Annotated in this window: 15 protein-coding genes; 9 read left to right on the plus strand and 6 right to left on the minus strand. The window is 72.0% G+C overall.

Annotated features, from left to right (window positions below; genetic code table 11):
- Positions 1 to 82 precede the first annotated feature (82 nt).
- Positions 83 to 766, plus strand: coding sequence for an SDR family NAD(P)-dependent oxidoreductase (locus tag LL239_RS06870; protein WP_228162710.1), 684 nt, complete (start codon positions 83 to 85; stop codon positions 764 to 766).
- Positions 767 to 829: 63 nt separating this feature from the next.
- Here LL239_RS06870 and LL239_RS06875 read toward each other — a convergent pair whose 3' ends face one another.
- On the minus strand, positions 830 to 2,326 hold the full coding sequence (locus LL239_RS06875) for an MFS transporter (RefSeq protein ID WP_228162711.1): 1,497 nt from the start codon (positions 2,324 to 2,326) through the stop codon (positions 830 to 832).
- A gap of 79 nt (positions 2,327 to 2,405) precedes the next feature.
- On the opposite strand from LL239_RS06875, the gene LL239_RS06880 reads away from it, so the two are divergent.
- The gene (locus LL239_RS06880; protein ID WP_228162712.1) at positions 2,406 to 3,473 is read left to right on the plus strand and encodes a threonine aldolase family protein; all 1,068 of its coding nucleotides are present in this window, start codon (positions 2,406 to 2,408) and stop codon (positions 3,471 to 3,473) included.
- A gap of 64 nt (positions 3,474 to 3,537) precedes the next feature.
- On the opposite strand, the gene LL239_RS06885 is transcribed toward LL239_RS06880, so the two are convergent.
- The 3 genes from LL239_RS06885 to LL239_RS06895 form a co-directional block, all read right to left on the minus strand.
- Entirely contained in the window at positions 3,538 to 5,460 is a 1,923-nt protein-coding gene (locus LL239_RS06885; RefSeq protein ID WP_228162713.1) for a M3 family metallopeptidase, read from the minus strand.
- Between the two features lie 134 nt (positions 5,461 to 5,594).
- Entirely contained in the window at positions 5,595 to 6,428 is an 834-nt protein-coding gene (locus LL239_RS06890; RefSeq protein WP_228162714.1) for an AlbA family DNA-binding domain-containing protein, read from the minus strand.
- Positions 6,429 to 6,447: 19 nt separating this feature from the next.
- Complete coding sequence (locus LL239_RS06895; RefSeq protein WP_228162715.1) at positions 6,448 to 7,068, minus strand: NUDIX hydrolase family protein; 621 nt, start codon at positions 7,066 to 7,068, stop codon at positions 6,448 to 6,450.
- Positions 7,069 to 7,188: 120 nt separating this feature from the next.
- Between LL239_RS06895 and LL239_RS06900 the strand changes: the two genes are divergently transcribed.
- From LL239_RS06900 to LL239_RS06915, 4 genes are all read left to right on the plus strand, one after another.
- The gene (locus LL239_RS06900; protein WP_228162716.1) at positions 7,189 to 7,851 is read left to right on the plus strand and encodes an alpha/beta hydrolase; all 663 of its coding nucleotides are present in this window, start codon (positions 7,189 to 7,191) and stop codon (positions 7,849 to 7,851) included.
- 64 nt (positions 7,852 to 7,915) lie between these two features.
- Positions 7,916 to 12,565 carry an ATP-dependent helicase gene (locus LL239_RS06905; protein ID WP_228162717.1) on the plus strand — a complete coding sequence of 1,550 codons (4,650 nt, stop codon included), beginning with the start codon at positions 7,916 to 7,918 and terminating at the stop codon, positions 12,563 to 12,565.
- On the plus strand, positions 12,558 to 13,334 hold the full coding sequence (locus LL239_RS06910; protein ID WP_228162718.1) for a DNA-formamidopyrimidine glycosylase family protein: 777 nt from the start codon (positions 12,558 to 12,560) through the stop codon (positions 13,332 to 13,334). The genes LL239_RS06905 and LL239_RS06910 overlap by 8 nt, the downstream gene beginning before the upstream one ends.
- Before the next feature lie 209 nt (positions 13,335 to 13,543).
- Positions 13,544 to 13,951 (plus strand): transferase, encoded by a 408-nt coding sequence (locus tag LL239_RS06915; RefSeq protein WP_228162719.1) that lies wholly within the window; start codon positions 13,544 to 13,546, stop codon positions 13,949 to 13,951.
- Positions 13,952 to 14,145: 194 nt separating this feature from the next.
- On the opposite strand, the gene LL239_RS06920 is transcribed toward LL239_RS06915, so the two are convergent.
- Complete coding sequence (locus tag LL239_RS06920) at positions 14,146 to 14,535, minus strand: DUF1304 domain-containing protein (RefSeq protein ID WP_228162720.1); 390 nt, start codon at positions 14,533 to 14,535, stop codon at positions 14,146 to 14,148.
- A gap of 22 nt (positions 14,536 to 14,557) precedes the next feature.
- Between LL239_RS06920 and LL239_RS06925 the strand changes: the two genes are divergently transcribed.
- A complete protein-coding gene (locus LL239_RS06925) occupies positions 14,558 to 15,295 on the plus strand; it encodes a LysR substrate-binding domain-containing protein (protein WP_228162721.1) in 738 nt (245 codons plus the stop codon).
- A 37-nt stretch (positions 15,296 to 15,332) separates the two neighbouring features.
- On the opposite strand, the gene LL239_RS06930 is transcribed toward LL239_RS06925, so the two are convergent.
- The gene (locus LL239_RS06930) at positions 15,333 to 15,653 is read right to left on the minus strand and encodes a hypothetical protein (RefSeq protein ID WP_228162722.1); all 321 of its coding nucleotides are present in this window, start codon (positions 15,651 to 15,653) and stop codon (positions 15,333 to 15,335) included.
- A 65-nt stretch (positions 15,654 to 15,718) separates the two neighbouring features.
- On the opposite strand from LL239_RS06930, the gene LL239_RS06935 reads away from it, so the two are divergent.
- Both LL239_RS06935 and LL239_RS06940 read left to right on the plus strand, forming a co-directional pair.
- Positions 15,719 to 16,447, plus strand: a complete 729-nt coding sequence (locus LL239_RS06935) for a GMP synthase (protein ID WP_228162723.1) — start codon at positions 15,719 to 15,721, stop codon at positions 16,445 to 16,447.
- Between the two features lie 85 nt (positions 16,448 to 16,532).
- Positions 16,533 to 17,360 (plus strand): tryptophan-rich sensory protein, encoded by an 828-nt coding sequence (locus tag LL239_RS06940; protein WP_228162724.1) that lies wholly within the window; start codon positions 16,533 to 16,535, stop codon positions 17,358 to 17,360.
- Positions 17,361 to 17,450 lie beyond the last annotated feature (90 nt).

Below are 17,450 nucleotides of genomic sequence, written 5' to 3' on the forward strand. Positions count from 1 at the left end.
TGTCGGCCACGATGTCCGCACGACGGTACGCGACGGCGCGCCGTCGGCCGCAACGGCATCCAACGAGGGAGTGGGAGGGGCCATGGACACGGACACCGGCGTGTACGGCCGCACGGTGCTGCTCGCCGGCGGCACGAGTGCGGTGGGGCGCAGCACGGCCCGCGCGCTGCGCGAGGCGGGCGCGACCACGATCGTGGTCGGCTCCGACGCCGGGCGCCTGTCCGAGGTGGCCGAGGAGATCGAGGGGGTCGTGACCGAACGGTGCGACCTCACAGACCCGGATGCCGTGAGCGCGCTGCGCGACCGGGTTCACGCCGCGCACGGGGATGTCGACGGCATCCTGCACCTCGTTGGGGGCTGGCGGGGCGGCGGCGGGCTCGCCGGGCAGAGCGATGACGATTTCGCGTTCCTGCTGCGCTCGTTCACGGCGCTGCGGAACGTCACCCGGACCTTCGACGCCGACCTTCGGGCTTCGGATGCCGGCCGACTCGCGATTGTGTCGTCGACCGCGGTGGCGCGTCCCCTCGCGGGCGGTGCCAACTACGCCGCGGTGAAGGCGGCTGGTGAGGCATGGACGCGGGCGGTCGCCCAGGGCTTCGCGAAGGCAGCGCGCGACGCCGGGCGGGAGCCCTCGGCGGCGGCGGTCGTGTTCCGCGTGAAGAGCCTCGCGGGCCTCGAGGACGCCCTCGCGCTCGCCTTCCTCGGGCTGTGGGGCGACCCGGCAGCCGACGTCAACGACGTCGTCATCGAGCTCGCGGAGGCCTGAGCAGAAGCCGCCCCCTCGCCGAACGAGCGGCCGCCGGCGTCCGCAGACTCGGACACCTCCGCGTCACGCGTCGGAGCCCGGGGCCCGTTCGGGGGCGTCGCGCGCGGGAATCTCGGCATCCGGTACCCCACCGGCCCGCGCCGCGAGGGAGGATGTCTCTTCGCCCGCTGCCGGCACGGCGGTCGCCTCCGCGGCGGGATCCGCGGGCGCCGCCTGGTACCGGGCGGAGAGCACCCGGTAGGAGCGGGTGAGGAACGCCCCCGCACCCACGACCACCATGATGAGCCCGGCGAAGACGAAGACGAGGGCGATCCCTCGCCCGATGCCGTCGCCGAGCAGCCAGCCCCACGTGGCGCTTCCGTCGGGACCGTCCATGTACGGGATGATCACGAACTGCGCGATGGGCGCGATGAGGAACGCCGTGATGGGCGCCGAGGCGGACTCGAACGCGGCGGCGAAGCCGAACACCCGCCCCTGCGTCTCGAAGGGCACGACCTTCTGGATCACCGTCTGCTCGGCTGCCTCGACCGCGGGGATGAGCGCCATGTACACCCAGATGCCCACCCCGTACAGCCACCACCAGTCGCGCAGGGTGAAGGCAGCACCGAGCACCCCCATACCGATCACGATGAGCAACATCGTCCGGATGGGGTTGCGCCCGAGCCCGAACTTGGCCACGAGCGCGCCACCGATGATGAAGCCGGTTGCGGTGACCCCGAGCACGAGACCCCAGGCCTCGACCGTGAACAGTTGGAGCCCGTACGGGTCCATCAGTGCGAGGTAGACGCCGCCGATGAGGTTGTTGAACGTCGAGAAGATCAGCAGGGCGAACAGTCCCGGTGAGGCGCGGACGGCGCGGACCGCACCGCGCACATCGACCGCCGGCTGGCGCTCCCCCGTGGACTCGGGGCGCTTCTCGGGGATGCGGATCGTGAACAGGTGCACCAGCGCCACGAGGGTGAGGGCGATCGCGATGGCCAGTGTCCAGCCCATGCCGAGCTGACCGACGGAGAGCCCGCTGAAGACGCTCGTGACGACGAACGACAGGCCCTGCACGGTGCCGACGAGTCCATTGGCGTTGGCCCGACGCTCCTCGGGGATGAGCAGCGTCACCGTGGTCGACAGCGCGATGTTGCGCATGTTCTCGACGACGGCTCCGCCGAGGACGACAGCGGAGAAGATCCAGAACCAGGGGCCGCCGAGATCCAGCAGCGCGCTCTCGGGCAGTGCGAGCCACAGGGCCCCGGCGAGGAGGAACGCCACGAGGGTCACGACACCCGACACGACCATGACGCGGTGCTTGCGGTGGCGGTCGACGACCGTGCCGAACAGCATGGCGAACAGGGCCAGCAGCAGCATGTAGGCACCGCCGATGATGCCCGTCGCCAGCACCGACCGCGTCTCGAGGAACACCCAGAAGGTGAGCGCGAACCAGAGGTAGCTCGTCGTGACGTTCGCGGCGGCGGTGTTGACGAGCACACCGAGGAATGCCCGACGGCCGGCGTCGGGCCCCACGATGGGGGCGCCGGCCGCGGCGGGGGACGGTGACGTCTCGGACATGCCGATCACGTTAGCCACCCCCTCCGACATCGGCCAGAGCCCCGGCGTCGGCCGGCCTCGCCGTGACTACGCTGGAGGGGTGACCCCCCTGCATGACACCGCCGTCCGCGGCTTCGCGTCCGACAACTACTCCGGCATCCACCCCGACGTCCTGGCCGCGATCGCCGCCGCGAACGAGGGCCACCAGGTCGCGTACGGCGAGGACGTCTACACCGCCCGTCTCCAAGAGCTGTTCAGGGGTCTTCTCGGCGAGGGCGTCGAGGCCTACCCCGTCTTCAACGGCACGGGCGCCAACGTCGTGGGTCTGCAGTCGATGCTCCCCCGCTGGGGCGCGGTGATCTCGGCATCCACCGCGCACATCAACGTCGACGAGGGCGGGGCTCCCGAGCGGGTCGGCGGCATCAAGCTGCTCACCGTCCCCACCGAGGACGGCAAGCTCACCCCCGAACTGGTCGACCGCGAGGCGTGGGGATGGGGCGATGAACACCGCGCCCAGCCGTTGGTCGTCTCGATCACCCAGTCGACCGAGCTGGGAACGCTGTACTCCGTCGACGAGATCCGTGCGCTCGCCGACCACGCGCACGCGCACGGCATGCGCCTGCACATGGACGGCGCTCGCATCTCGAACGCCGCCGCCGCCCTCGACGTGCCGCTGCGGGCCTTCACGCGCGACGCAGGGGTCGATGTGCTCAGCTTCGGTGGGACGAAGAACGGCGCGATGATCGGCGAGGCGATCGTCGTCCTCGACCCCGAGGCATCCACCGGTCTGACATACCTGCGCAAGCTCGACATGCAGCTGTCGAGCAAGATGCGGTTCGTGTCGGCGCAGCTGGTCGCCCTGCTGGAGGACGACCTGTGGCTGCGCAACGCCCGCCACGCGAACGCGATGGCGCAACGGCTGCGCGCCGGTGTCGAGGCGGGTATCGCCGACGGTTCCATCCACGGAGTCGCGTTCACGCAGCCCACGCAGGCCAACGGCGTGTTCGCGACGCTGCCGGAGGGCGTCGCCGACCGGCTGCGCGAGAGCTTCCGGTTCTACGACTGGGACGAGATGCGCCGGGAGGTGCGCTGGATGTGCTCGTTCGACACGACCGCGTCCGACATCGACGTGTTCGTCGCCGCGATCGCCCGCGAGACCGCGCGCTGAGACCGGGCCGGCCGACCCGTGTGGGCCGTGGCATCGATGAACGGATGCCACGGCCCCCGACGTCTCAGGCGCCGGCGAGCCAGTCGCGGTAGGCGTCGAACGTCGTCGGGCGACCGAGGAACGTCTCGACGAGGTCGCGGGCGTCACGCGTGCCGCCCGGCTCGAGGATCTCGCGTCGATAGCGCGCAGCGGTGTCGACGTCGAACAGGTCGTCCCCGAACGCCGACAGGAGGTCGCGCGCGATGACGAGGCTCCACTGGTAGGTGTAGTAGCACGCGCCGTAGCCGGTGAGGTGCCCGAAGCCGGCGTACGAATGCGCACCCTCGAGCGGCGTGATCGGGCTCGCCGCCCGGTAATAGCCGTCGACCACCGTCGCCAGATCGGTCGGGCGGTCCACGTGGAGGCGGTACGACGTCGTGGCGTGCCCGAGCTGGCGCGTCACCTCGAGAGCCCGGCCGAAGGCGTCGGCGGTGCGCATGCGCGCGACGAGGTCGGCGGGGATCGGCTCGCCGGCGTCGTTCACGGCGAAGGAGGCCAGTGCCCCGGCATCCCACGCCCACTCCTCGAGCAACTGACTCGGCGCCTCGACGAAGTCCCACTCGGTCGCGACGCCGGTCCAGCGGCCCCAGCGCTGATGGCCGCCGAGGATGTCGTGCACGAGGTGACCGAACTCGTGGAAGAACGTGACCACCTCGTCGTGCTCGAGCAGCCCGCGCGAGAAGTTGCACAGCAGCACCGACTCGGGCAGCGAGCGGCCCGCGATGCCGGGGACGAGGCCGAAACACGCGGCGTGGCTGTACTTGCCGTCGCGCGGATGCAGGTCGAGGTGGATGCGCCCCAGACGCTCGCCCGCACGGACGACGTCGTAGGTGCGTACGTCGTCGTGCCAGGAGGGCGCTTCGACCGGCACGTAGTCGACATCGAGCAGGCGCCCGGTCGTGGCGAGCACCCCGTCCAGCACGCGGTCGAATCGGAAGTACGACCGCACGAGCTGCGCATCGACGTCGTACTCCTCGCGCTTGAGGGCGCCGAGGACGTACCAGAAGTCGGCGATCGTGACCGCCTCGACGGCGGGGTCGTCGCGCCGCAGCCGCTCGAGCACGCGGGCATACTCGGCGGCGGCCGCGGGCGCTGCGGCATCCGCGATGCGCGCGAGGAAGGACGCCACGGCGGCGCTCGATCCGATCATCCGCGTCTCGGTCTCGTAATCCGCCCAGTCGCCGTAGCCGAGCAGCGCCGCCCGCTCGGCGCGCACCGCCAGCAGCTCGGCGAGCACGGGCTCGTTGTCGGGCCAGGCCAGATCGTTGTACGTCGACATCAGCGCATGGCGCACCGAGCGGTCGCGCGCGTACTCGCGGACGGGCATGAGGTCGGTGTACTCGGTCGTGAGCGTCACCATGCCCTCCTCGTCGGCGGGGTGCTCGGCGAGGAAGTCGGCGGGGAGACCGTCGAGGGCCGATGCGGGCACACGGATCGACCTGCGGCCCTCGCGGATGTTCCGCGAGAACGTCAACGACAGCTCGGTGTCGCGGTCGGTCAGTTCTCGCACCCGATCGCGGTCCGCGTCGTCGAGGTCGACGCCACCGCGACGGAAGTCACGCCGGACATGGGCGAGGAAGCGCAGCTCGTCGGCGGCGAGGCCGGCTGGGTCGGCGTCGGCGAAGACACGCCACAGGTCGCGGTCGAGCAAGCGGCGCGATTGGGCCGCATCGACGGCCTGCGCCTGCTTCTCAGCGGCAGCGCGCACCGCGGCGTCGGGGTGCGATTCGCTCAGCAGGTGCGATGGGGCGGCGGCTTCGGCGAGGGCGATGTCCGCCTCGTTCCAGAGTGCGAGGCGCTCGCCGAGCGTCAGGTCGGGTTCGGCGACGAGGCGCGCGTCGATGGCCGCGACGCGTTCGAGCCGTTCCGTCGGGCGCGTCTGGACGAACGCGCGCCATCCGTCGAGGTCGCGCGGGAGGGAGAGAGGAGCGAGCGGGGAGTCCGACATCCTTCGACCCTAGGCAGGGCCGCCGACGCCGGCAACGACCGACGTGCCGACGGGGGAAGGGATGCCGCGACCTCCCGATCGTGGAGGAGGGGTACCGCGGGCCGCTTGCCCGCCTGTCCGGCCTGAATCCCCGGTCAGGACCCCGGTCGCCCCAGCACGACGGTCTTCACCGACGGCTGCCAGTGCCGGGCCACGTATTCGACGGCTTCGTCGACACCCAGCGCCCGACTGGAGTTGCCGACGCGAACCCACAGGTCGGTGGCGGAACCGCCGTCCTTGGGCTGGGTGAGGAAGACCGGTTTCGGAGCGGGACGGCACACCACGACGCACACCGCGGGGGCGCCCTCCCCCGGCGAGGCGAAGACGATGCGAGGCTGCGCGGCGGCGTTGCGACCGAGCGCGGTCGAGAGCATGTCGCGCAGCCACAGCTCGAAGCGGTCGTGGTCGGGGGTGCGGAGCGTGGCCATGTCGCGATCGAGGCCGATCGCGGTCCCGTCGTCGGCGGCACCGATCACGAGCGTTCCGCCCCGCGAGTTGAGGAACGCCGCGATCGACTTGGCGATCGCGACCTCCATCCGCGTATCCTTCCGGTTCTCGCGGACGTTCCAGCGGGCGGTCTCCTTGAACTCCACCCGATCGGACTCGCCCGCCCGCAGCAGCGCCGCGACATCGATGTCGCCTCCGTCCCGACGGGCGGTGGCCACCGCCGCCGCGACGACCGCCGACAGTGCGATGCTCGCGCCGACCGAGAACAGGATCGTCGTCGGCACCCACAGTCGTGCCGCGCCGCCGACCCACGCCGACAGCAGCAGTCCGACGCTCACGCCCAGCACCCCGATGACCGTCATCGTCGGGAGGCTGAGCGAGCGCGCGGGGCCGAAGAGACGCCGCAGCACCACAGCGATGATCCCGGCCAGTGCCAGGACGACGGGCAGCGCGATCGCGAGGTCGACGAGGGAGGTGTCCATCGGCATCCGGTCCGAGCGGTCAGCGCAGGGCGCCCACCGAGGCCAGCCCGAGCCGGATGAGCGTGCCTCGCCCGCCTTCCATCTCGGCGGAGAGGGCATCGGATGCCGCCTCCTCGGGCGAGAGCCAGGTCACTTCGAGCGCGTCCTGCCGGGGTTCGCACGTGCCGGTGACGGGGACGACGAAGGCCAGGGACACGGCGTGCTGTCGGTCATCGTGGAACGCACTGACCCCGGGCAGCGGGAAGTACTCGGCCACCGTGAAGGGGGCCGGCTGCGGCGGAAGCAGCGGGAAGGCCATCGGGCCGAGGTCGTTCTCGACGTGACGGAAGAGCGCGTCGCGGACCGTCTCGCCGTAGCGCACACGACCCGAGACGAGCGTGCGCGTCATCTCGCCGAGCGGCGTGGCCCGCAGCAGGATGCCGACCTGTGTCACCGCCCCCATGCCGTCGGTGCGGACCGGCAGCGCCTCGACGTAGAGCATGGGCAGCCGTCGACGGGCCTCGGCGAGCTCGACCTCGCTGAGCCAGCCGGGGTTCGTGTTGGGCCCGGGCGCCGAGGGCGCACCCGAGAAGGGCGTCGAGAGCGATTCGCGCTCGTCGCCGTTGTCGCCGGGATCGGGGTCGGGTGTGCGCACGGGCATGCTCCCTGTATATCAACCGTCCGGGGGGATGCCTACGTCGCCGGACGGATGCCGGGGAGCCGGACGGAGGTCCGGCGAAGGCGCCGCCGGCGTGTCGGAGGCGTTTGCCACAATGGCCGCATGAGCGAGCGTCCGATCCTCGATCCGTCCGTCGTCCGCTGGTCGGTGCCGCCGACCGAGATCGGCGACCGGCCCGTGCTGCTCCTGCTCCACGGCTACGCCGCCGACGAGCACGACCTCTTCGGCCTCGTCCCGTACCTGCCGGGCGACTTCGCGATCGCGAGCGTCCGCGCGCCGCTCACGCCGCCGTGGCCGACGCCGGGCGCCTCCTGGTACCCGATCGAGGGTCTGAACGGCCGCGATCCCGCCGCCATCACCCGGGCGGCCGAGTCGCTGCTCGCGTGGATCGCCGACCACGTCGGCGACCGTCCGGTGGGGCTCCTCGGCTTCTCTCAGGGCGGAGCCGTTGCGGTGCAGACCCTGCGCGTCGCCCCCGACGCGGTGTCGTTCGCCGTCGTCCTGGCCGGCTACGCCGCGGGCGGCGAACTGCCCGGCGATGCGGTTCTGGCCGCGCGGCGCCCGCCCGTGTTCTGGGGACGCGGCTCCCGCGATGACGTCATCCCGCCCCCGTTGATCGACATGACCGCTCAATGGTTGCCCGCCCACAGCGCACTCACGGGACGGGTGTACCCGGGACTGACGCACTCGGTGTCCGAGGACGAGCTCGCCGATGTGCGCGCGTTCCTCGACGCACGGCTGGCGGACCGCGCCGCTCCCGCTTGACGGTTCCGCGACCAGCGAACGTCAACCCCGGCCCGATGTCGGAGGTCCGGGAGAGGATGTCGGCATGGCCGACGTTCTCGACAGGTTCGGTCCTGCCACGCAGGACTGGTTCCGCGGTGCGTTCTCGTCACCCACGACCGCGCAGAAGGGGGCATGGGAGTCGGTGGCATCCGGCCGCAACGCCCTCGTGGTCGCGCCGACCGGCTCGGGCAAGACGCTGTCGGCCTTCCTCTTCGCGATCGACCGGGTGTTCCGTGAGAAGGCGCCCGATGTCGCGGATGCCGCTCCCCCGCGCCGCGGCGCGAAGAAAGCCGCGAACACCGCGCGCACGCGGATCCTGTACATCTCCCCGCTGAAGGCGCTGGGCGTCGACGTCGAGCGCAACCTGCGATCACCTCTCGTCGGGATCGGACAGTCCGCTCGACGACTGGGGATCGACGTGCCCGCGGTCACGGTGGGGGTTCGGTCGGGCGACACGACCTCCAGCGATCGCCGCAAGCTGGTCACCGACCCGCCCGACATCCTCATCACGACCCCCGAGTCGCTCTACCTCATGCTCACGAGCCAGGCCGCCGAGACCCTGCGCGGCGTGCACACGGTGATCATCGACGAGGTCCACGCGGTGGCGGCGACCAAGCGCGGTGCGCACCTGGCGGTGAGTCTGGAGCGGCTGGACGCGCTTCTGGAGGCCCCCGCGCAGCGGATCGGCCTCTCGGCGACCGTCCGCCCGATCGACGAGGTCGCGCGCTTCCTCGGCGGCGCCCAGCCGGTCGACATCGTCGCACCCAAGGCGACGAAGGCCTTCGATCTGTCGGTCGTCGTGCCGGTCGACGACATGCTGAACCCGCCGCCCCCGCCGGGGGCCCCGGCCCCCGACGATGCGACCGACGGCGAATGGTTCTCCGAGAGCACCGAGATGTCCGGATCCGTGTGGCCGCATGTCGAGGAGGCGATCGTCGACCGCATCCTCGAACGGCGCTCGACGATCGTGTTCGCCAATTCCCGACGCCTCGCCGAGCGCTTGACGGGACGCCTGAACGAGATCTACGCGGAGCGCCAGGGCATCGACGTCCCCGAGCCGACGGTCCCGGCGAGCATGATGGCGCAGGCCGGGTCGTCGGCGGGGGTCGCCGCGATCCTCGCGAAGGCGCATCACGGCTCGGTCTCGAAGGAGCAGCGGGCGCAGGTCGAGGACGAACTGAAATCGGGCACGCTGCGCTGCGTCGTCGCCACGAGCAGCCTCGAGCTCGGCATCGACATGGGCTCGGTCGACCTCGTGATCCAGGTCGAGGCGCCGCCGAGCGCGGCATCCGGTCTCCAGCGCGTCGGACGCGCCGGTCACCAGGTCGGCGAGGTGAGCCGCGCGGCGCTGTTCCCGAAGCACCGCAGCGACGTGCTGCACACCGCCGTGGTCACCGAGCGCATGCTCTCGGGCAGGATCGAGGCGATCGCCGTACCGCAGAACCCGCTCGACATCCTGGCGCAGCAGACGGTCGCGGCCTGCGCCCTCGGCGCGATCGACGTCGAGGAGTGGTTCGAGACCGTCAAGCGCAGCGCCCCGTTCCGCTCGCTCCCTCGCTCGGCGTACGAGGCGACCCTCGACCTGCTCGCCGGGCGCTACCCCTCCGACGAGTTCGCCGAGCTGCGTCCGCGTCTGGTGTGGGATCGCGACGCCGGCACCCTCACGGGGCGTCCGGGGGCCCAGCGCGTGGCGGTCACGAGCGGCGGCACGATTCCCGACCGCGGACTGTTCGGCGTCTTCGTCGCGGGCGAGTCGCAGAACGCCCGTGTGGGCGAGCTCGACGAAGAGATGGTCTACGAGTCGCGCGTCAACGACGTCTTCACCCTCGGCACGACCAGCTGGCGCATCGTCGAGATCACGCACGACCGCGTCAACGTCGTGCCCGCCTTCGGGCAGCCGGGCAAGCTGCCGTTCTGGCACGGCGACGGTCTCGGCCGACCCGCCGAGCTCGGCGAGGCCCTGGGCAAGTTCTCGCGCGACATCGCCGGTGCAGACCGCGCGAAGGCCGAAGCGCGCCTGCGCGAGTCCGGGCTCGACGACAACGCCATCACCAATCTGCTGGCCTATCTCGCCGAGCAGCGCGAGGCGACGGGGAGCCTGCCCACCGACCGCACGCTGACCGTCGAGCGCAGCCGCGACGAGGTCGGCGACTGGCGCATCATCCTGCACTCGCCCTACGGCCTGCAGGTGCACTCTCCGTGGGCGCTCGCGGTCAACGCACGGATCCGCGAGCGGCTGGGCGTCGAGGGCGCCGCGGTCGCGAGCGACGACGGGATCATCGCGCGGGTGCCGGATGCCGCGGCCGAGCCGCCCGGCGCCGACCTCTTCGTCTTCGAACCCGACGAGCTCGAGCAGATCGTCACCGACGAGGTCGGCGGATCGGCGCTGTTCGCGTCTCGGTTCCGCGAGTGCGCCGCTCGCGCGCTGCTGCTTCCGAGACTGAACCCCAACCGACGGTCGCCCCTGTGGCAGCAGCGTCAGCGTTCCGCTCAGCTGCTCGAGGTGGCCCGGCGGCATCCGTCGTTCCCGATCATCCTCGAGACCCTGCGTGAGGTGCTGCAGGACGTCTACGACCTCCCCGCGCTCCTGCGCGTCGCGCGGCAGATCGGCGAACGGCGCATCCGCCTGGTCGAGACGACGACGAGCCAGCCGTCGCCGTACGCGCGCGATCTCCTCTTCGGTTACGTCGGCGCATTCATGTACGAGGGCGATTCGCCCCTCGCCGAGCGCCGCGCGGCGGCCCTGTCGGTCGACCCGTCCCTGCTGAGCGAGCTTCTCGGCAAGGTCGAGATGCGGGAGCTTCTCGACCCCGACGTCATCGCGCAGTTCGAGCGCGAAGCGCAACGCCTCGACCCCGACCGGCGGGCACGCGGCGTCGAGGGCGTCGCCGACCTGTTGCGTCTGCTGGGCCCGCTCGACGCCGCGGAGGTCGCCGCCCGACTCGAGGGAGGCTCCGCGACCGAGGCCGCAGCGCACCTGCAGACGCTGGTCGACGATCGGCGGGCCATTCCGATCACGATCGCGGGGATCCCCCGCGTCGCCGGCATCGAAGACGCGGGCCGCCTGCGCGACGCCCTCGGCGCGGCGCTGCCGATCGGCATCCCGAACGCGTTCCTCGAGCCCGTGGCCGATCCGCTCGGCGACCTCGTGGCGCGGCACGCTCGCACCCACGGTCCGTTCACCACCGACGCGGTGGCCGGGCGTCTCGGAGTCGGCGTCGCCGTCGCGCGTCTGACGCTGCAGCGGCTGGAGTCGCAGGGGCGACTGGCGAGCGGGTTCTTCCTTCCCGAGGCGGTCGGCGGCCGCGGCGACGACACCGAATGGTGCGATGCCGAGGTGCTGCGGCGCCTGCGCATGCGGTCGCTCGCCGCGATCCGCGGGAGCGTCGAGCCCGTCCCCCCGGCGGCGTACGCCCGCTTCCTGCCCGTATGGCAGCACGTCACCCGCCCGCTCGAAGGTGTCGACGGCGTGCTCGCCGTCGTCGAGCAGCTCGCCGGCGTGCCGATCCCGGCGAGCGCGTGGGAGTCCCTGGTCCTCCCCTCGCGCGTGGCCGACTACACCCCCGGGCTCCTGGACGAGCTGACCGCGACCGGCGAGGTGGTCTGGTCGGGCCACGGCACACTGCCCGGCCGTGACGGGTGGATCGCGCTGCACCCCGCCGAGGCGGCTCCCTTCACGCGGCAAGACCCCGATGATCCCGAGGATCCCGCGCCGGACTCGCTCGAGGCCCGTCTGCTGGCGGCGCTCGACGGCGGCGGCGCCTACTTCGCCGCGCAGCTGAAGCAGCTGGTGGGCGCCGAGAACGAGCAGTCCGTGAACGACGCGCTGTGGGCGCTGACATGGGCGGGGCGCGTGACGAACGACACCTTCGCGCCGGTGCGCGCACTGCTCGGCGGTGGTGGTCAGGCTCACCGGGTGGCCCGTCGCGCGCCGCGCGCACGCATGTATCGCGGCGCGACCCTGCCCCGCCCCGCCGCGGCCCCGCGGCCGCCGTCGCTCGGCGGGCGCTGGTCGCTCCTGCCCGAACGGGAACCGGATGCCGCCGCCCGGGCGACCGCGACGGCGAGCCTGCTGCTCGACCGGTACGGCGTCGTCACGCGCGGTGCCGTGCAGTCCGAGGGCGTCCCCGGCGGGTTCGCCCAGGTGTATCGCATCCTGGCCGGCTTCGAGGAGGCCGGGCGCTGCCGCCGCGGGTACGTCATCGAGAAGCTCGGTGCCGCGCAGTTCGCGGCGTCGGCGACCGTGGATCGGCTTCGGGAGTTCGCCGCGGTCGCGGACCCGCCGCCGCTGCGGACCGTGACGCTCGCGGCGACCGACCCGGCCAACCCGTACGGCGCCGCGCTCGGGTGGCCGTCGCTCGAGGGTGTGAGCCACCGACCCGGGCGCAAGGCCGGCGGCATCGTGGTGCTCGTCGACGGTGAGCTGACGCTGTACCTCGAGCGGGGCGGACGCAGTGCCCTGACGTTCACCGACGATGAGGCCCGGCTGCAGGCCGCGGCGCGCGACCTTGCCGACACCTCGCGACGCCGCCGGCTCGACACCCTCACGGTCGAGCAGGTCAACGGCGAGTTCGTCTACGGCACCGCGGTGGGGCGAGCCCTGCGCGAGGCCGGCTTCGTCGAGTCGCCCCGCGGTCTCACGCTGCGCCGACTGACCGCCGGAGACGCGTTGCGCGAGGCCGCGCGTGCCTGAGGGCGACACCGTCCACCGGGCGGCCGCGAAACTGTCGGCGGCGCTCGCGGGCCGCGCCGTGACGAGGTTCGACATCCGCGTCCCCGGCAGCGCGACGGCCGACCTCCGCGGCGAGACGGTTCACGAGGTGGTCGCGCGGGGGAAGCATCTTCTCGAACGCATCGGCGAGTACACCCTCCACTCCCACCTGAAGATGGAGGGCCGGTGGGACGTCTACCGGCCCGGCGAACGCTGGCGGCGCCCGGCCTTCAAGGCGCGGGCCATCGTCGGGGTGACCGGTGTCGAGACCGTCGGGTTCGACCTCGCCATGGTCGAGGTGCTGCCGACGGCCGACGAAGACCGGGTCGTGGGGCACCTGGGTCCGGATCTTCTCGGCCCCGACTGGGACGAGGCCGAGGCCGTGCGCCGCGTTTCCGCTGACACCCGCGCCGCCCACGTCGCGCTCCTCGATCAGCGCAACGTCGCGGGTTTCGGCAACGTCTACGCCAACGAGCTCCTCTTCGTCCGCGGCATCGCCCCGACCACCCCCGCCAACCGGATCGACGTGCCGGCCACGATCGCGCTCGGCCGACGGATGATCCAGGCCAACCTCCCCCGCGCCGAGCGCACCTTCACCGGCGACAATCGGCCGGGTCGGCGCATGTGGGTCTACGGCCGCGAAGGCGCGCCCTGCCGACGCTGCGGGACGCCGATTCGAGCGACCGCCCTCGGCGCCTCGGCCACGAGCGAGCGCGACGTCTTCTGGTGCCCCACCTGCCAACCGGAGTGAGAGTGTCCGCGGGGCCGCTGTCAACCCGCCGACGCCCTGCGGCCAAGCGTGCGAGAACGGTCTGAGACAAACCGGCGTGACGGAAAAGTCCGTGGTCCGGCGGGAATCCGCCGGGGCGTCGGCGCCGAACAACCATGCACGGGAATGAGATCGAACCCGCATCGGTTGTCACACAAGTCGGCTCACCCGAGAGCCGATCGGAGGGGATCGTGGGAAAGAACTACATCGACATCGAGAACGACCACGGCGAGACGCTGCGATACCGCAAGCACGTCAACGGTCGTGGACTCGTCGCGCACGGCGCGAAGGTCCACCCGTCGGCACTGGTGGAGAACGGCGCGTACGTCGAACCCGGAGTGCAGATCGCGGCCGGTGTCCGTGTCGGGCGAGGGGCGTGGATCGAGTCGGATGCCGTGATCGGGCCGGAAGCACGCATCGAGCCGCACGCGCACATCTGCGCGGGAGCGGTGATCGGCGCGGGCGCGCACATCGGCGTCCGCACCCAGGTCGGGACCAACGCCCGCGTCGCCGTCGGTTCGCTCATCGGGGACGACGAGGTCATCAACGACGGCGAAGCCGTCGCCACCGACCGACGAGGTCTCCGCCTGGCCGCCTAGGTCCGCCGCTTCGAGGCATCCATCGCCCGCACGTCTCTTCGGAGCGTGCGGGTTTTTCTTTCCTCCCCCGACTCGTTCGCTATCGAGGCGATGAAAGGCCGTTTCGCCTCGTCATCGAACGATGTCGGTCGAATGTGATTCGACGTCGAGAGATTCCTCCGGACCGGACTCTCGGCGTGCGAGGAGGGCGACGGTCAAGCGAGCACCGTCAGAACGAACCCGATGAGCGGGAGCGTGCCCTGCACGGCGGCCGGGCGCAGGTACTTGCGTCCCGAGGTGAGGAGCACGAGGGCGGCGGCGAGCATCGAGCCGAGCGAGAACAGCAACAGCGTCCGCCCGGCGACATCGCCCACGCCGTTCACCGCCCAGAGCACGACACCCAGACCCGCACCGATCGCGAGGAACAGGTTGTAGAAGCCCTGGTTGTACGCCATCGGCTTGGTGGTGTCGGCAGCCTCCTGCGAGGTGAGGCCGAAGATGCGCCACACACTCGGGTGCGACCAGCGCACGCTTTCGAGGACGAAGATGTAGACGTGCAGGAGGGCAGCGAGCCCCGCGACGACGAGCGCCAGGATGCCGAGCATGCCCCCACGTTAGCCTGGGGGCATGACTAAGAGCGGAAGCGGAGCACGGGGATCCCGCGGCGGTGCCCGCCGCACGCGTCCGGGTTCCCCTGCCCGCGCCGGAGCCGCCGCCCGCCCGGCACGCCGGCCCGCCGCCAGGCCCGCACCTCCCGCGGTTCCCGTCGAGGAGCCCCGCACGTTCACCCTCGGGGCCGTGCCGGGTGCGACGCCGGGCAAGTGGATCGGCCTCTGGCGGGATCGGATGCCGCACGTGCCGCTCGCCCTGCGCGAGATCGCGGTGTCGGCGCAGCGTGTCGCCCTCGACGACGTCGATGCGGCCCTCGTACGGCTTCCGATCGAGCCCGCCGACGACCTGCACGTCATTCCGCTGTACGAGGAGCTCCCGGTCGTCGTCATGTCGACGCAGTCCGCGCTGACCGCGGCCGATGAGGAGATCGCGATGGGCGATCTCGCCGGGGAGGTCGTGATCGTGCCCGCAGACGACGTGCTCGGCGCGACGGTCCCGGATGCCGTGCCCCCGAGCTTCGCGCCCCCGGCTGACACCGCCGAGGCGATCGCGACGGTCGCGGCGGGCATCGGCGTCGTGATCGTGCCGATGTCGCTCGCGCGGGCGCATCAGCGCCGCGACGTCGAGTATCGGGTCCTCGCGGAGGGGCCGGTGTCGACGGTGGCGCTGGCCTGGCGTCGCGAACGGACGACCGACGACGTCGAGACCTTCGTCGGCATCGTCCGCGGCCGCACGGCGCGCTCCTCACGCTGACGCGGCGACCCCTGAGCGGGCACCGCGGCGCCGCCGATCAGCGCTTCGTCGTCCGCCGCACCTCGTCGACCGTCGCCCCGCCCCGAAGGCCCCGCTGACGGGCACTGCGCAGCACCGCCTCGGCGTCGACGGTCGTCCCCTCCGACAGAGCGTGGAGGTCGATCCGCACCGGGGTCGGGAGGCGCTGACGCTCGCGGTCGCGGCGGGCCGCGGCGGCCGCCTCGACCTCGTCCACCGCGTCACCCGCGAGCGTTCGTACGGTCAGCCCGCAGTCCAGGTCGGCGGCGGCGGCGCGCAGCACGACGACGACATCGGCGAGATTCTCGACGTCGGTCACGAGCAGGGTCGAGGTGGTCATGCTCCCATTGTCGCGGGAGGTCACACGGAAGGGGGCCGTCGGGACGGCCCGCATAGAATCCCTGGGTGACCGGTCCCTTCCTCTACGTCTGCGCGCGCCCGCAGCGCGAGGCCGCGAACGCGGAGTGGGCGTCGTTCCGCGACGGTCTGGGCCTCGACGGAGCCGACCTGATCCACCACGATCTCGTCCGCGAGCCGCTTCCCACCGATCTCGACCGCTTCGCCGGCGTCGTGGTGGGCGGAAGTCCGTTCAACGTCACCGACCCCGCCAAGACCGATGCGCAGCTCCGGTTGGAGCGCGACCTGGAGGCACTGGCATCCGTCGCGCTCGAGGGCCGGACGCGGGCGATGTTCACGTGCTTCGGCATCGGGGTCGTCACGCGTCTGCTCGGCGGTGTCGTCACACTCGACCATCCCGAGGACACCGGCCCCGCCGAGATCACCCTCACCGCGGACGGCAGACGCGATGAGCTGTTCGGCATCCTCGCCCCCCGCTTCCACGCCCTCACCGCCCACAAAGAAGGCACGGCGCACGTCCCGCCGGGAGCGACGCTGCTGGCGAGCAACCCCGCATGCCCGGTGCAGGCCTACCGGGCCGGTGCTGCGCTGTGGGCGACGCAGTTCCACCCCGAGCCCACCGTCGACGCCTTCGTCGCCCGCATGGCCGTCTACCGGGCGGCCGGCTACTTCGATGCGGACGCCTTCGACGAGGTGGCCGCGCACGTGCGTACCGCGTCGGTCGAGCAACCCGCCCTGCTGCTGCGGACGTTCGCCGCGCACGCCCGGGCGGAGTGAGCCGCCCGCGCCCGGCCCGGCGCCCCGCGCGCCGACCCTGTCAAGCCGCGGCGAAGAAGGGGGCGCCTTCTCTAGGGTTCCAGACATGAACGCGAGAGATCAGACGACCAGCACGACGCGGGGGGCGGATCTCGCACGGCAGATCGTCGTCCTGTCGACGGTGTCGTTCATGCTCATCGCCGCCGTCGTCGGCGCGGGCGCGTTCGGCAACACCGCCGTCGAAGACCAGCAGGGCGGCGCCTTGGACACCGATGGGTCGTACCTGGCTCCGGCAGGGCCGGCTTTCTCGATCTGGTCGGTCATCTATCTCGGCCTCATCGCCTACGCGGTGTGGCAGGCGCTCCCGCGCCAGCGGGCCTCCGTCCGCCAGCGCGCGATGGGCTGGCCGATCGCCGTGACCATGATGCTCAACGGTCTGTGGCTCGTCGCGGCCCGGTTCGGCACGCTGTTCCTCACCGTCGTGGTGATCGTTCTGCTGCTCGCGGCGCTGGGCTGGGCGTTTCGAACGGCCGTCGTGACCCGCGATCCCCGCGGCGGCGTCGTCGACTCCGTCCTGATCGACGGCGTCACCGGATTGCACCTCGGCTGGGTGACCCTGGCGACCGTCGCCAACACCGCAGCGTGGCTGACGACGGTCGTGCCGCCCGTGTGGGAGGAGTCGGCCGACGCGATCGGCATCGCGGTGCTCGTCGTGGTCGCGCTCATCGGTCTCGCGATCGCGTGGCGCAGCGATTGGCGCGTCGCTCCGGCTCTCGCCCTCGCCTGGGGCCTCGCCTGGCTCGGGGTGGAGCGTCTGAGCGGCGAGCCGGCCAGCACGCCCATCGCCGTGACCGCGGTGATCGTCGCCCTCGCCGTGCTGCTGCCCCCGCTGGCCGTGTCGGGCCTGCGTCTGATCCGCCCCTCGATCGACTGAGCGCCCGAACCTCGTCCCACTTATTGCGGTCTCCGGCGCGCCCCAGCCGTGAAAAGTGGGACACGCTGCGACCACAAGTGGGACAAGGGA

This window comes from Microbacterium testaceum, assembly GCF_020781835.1.
GTDB lineage: Bacteria > Actinomycetota > Actinomycetes > Actinomycetales > Microbacteriaceae > Microbacterium > Microbacterium testaceum_H.

Excerpts from the sequence above, each read along its gene's own strand:
- LL239_RS06870 (WP_228162710.1), top strand. The coding sequence starts at position 83 with ATGGACACGGACACCGGCGTGTACGGCCGCACGGTGCTGCTCGCCGGC.
- LL239_RS06875 (WP_228162711.1), bottom strand. The coding sequence starts at position 2,326 with ATGTCCGAGACGTCACCGTCCCCCGCCGCGGCCGGCGCCCCCATCGTG.
- LL239_RS06885 (WP_228162713.1), bottom strand. The coding sequence starts at position 5,460 with ATGTCGGACTCCCCGCTCGCTCCTCTCTCCCTCCCGCGCGACCTCGAC.
- LL239_RS06890 (WP_228162714.1), bottom strand. The coding sequence starts at position 6,428 with ATGGACACCTCCCTCGTCGACCTCGCGATCGCGCTGCCCGTCGTCCTG.
- LL239_RS06895 (WP_228162715.1), bottom strand. The coding sequence starts at position 7,068 with ATGCCCGTGCGCACACCCGACCCCGATCCCGGCGACAACGGCGACGAG.
- LL239_RS06900 (WP_228162716.1), top strand. The coding sequence starts at position 7,189 with ATGAGCGAGCGTCCGATCCTCGATCCGTCCGTCGTCCGCTGGTCGGTG.
- LL239_RS06905 (WP_228162717.1), top strand. The coding sequence starts at position 7,916 with ATGGCCGACGTTCTCGACAGGTTCGGTCCTGCCACGCAGGACTGGTTC.
- LL239_RS06920 (WP_228162720.1), bottom strand. The coding sequence starts at position 14,535 with ATGCTCGGCATCCTGGCGCTCGTCGTCGCGGGGCTCGCTGCCCTCCTG.
- LL239_RS06925 (WP_228162721.1), top strand. The coding sequence starts at position 14,558 with ATGACTAAGAGCGGAAGCGGAGCACGGGGATCCCGCGGCGGTGCCCGC.
- LL239_RS06930 (WP_228162722.1), bottom strand. The coding sequence starts at position 15,653 with ATGACCACCTCGACCCTGCTCGTGACCGACGTCGAGAATCTCGCCGAT.
- LL239_RS06940 (WP_228162724.1), top strand. The coding sequence starts at position 16,533 with ATGAACGCGAGAGATCAGACGACCAGCACGACGCGGGGGGCGGATCTC.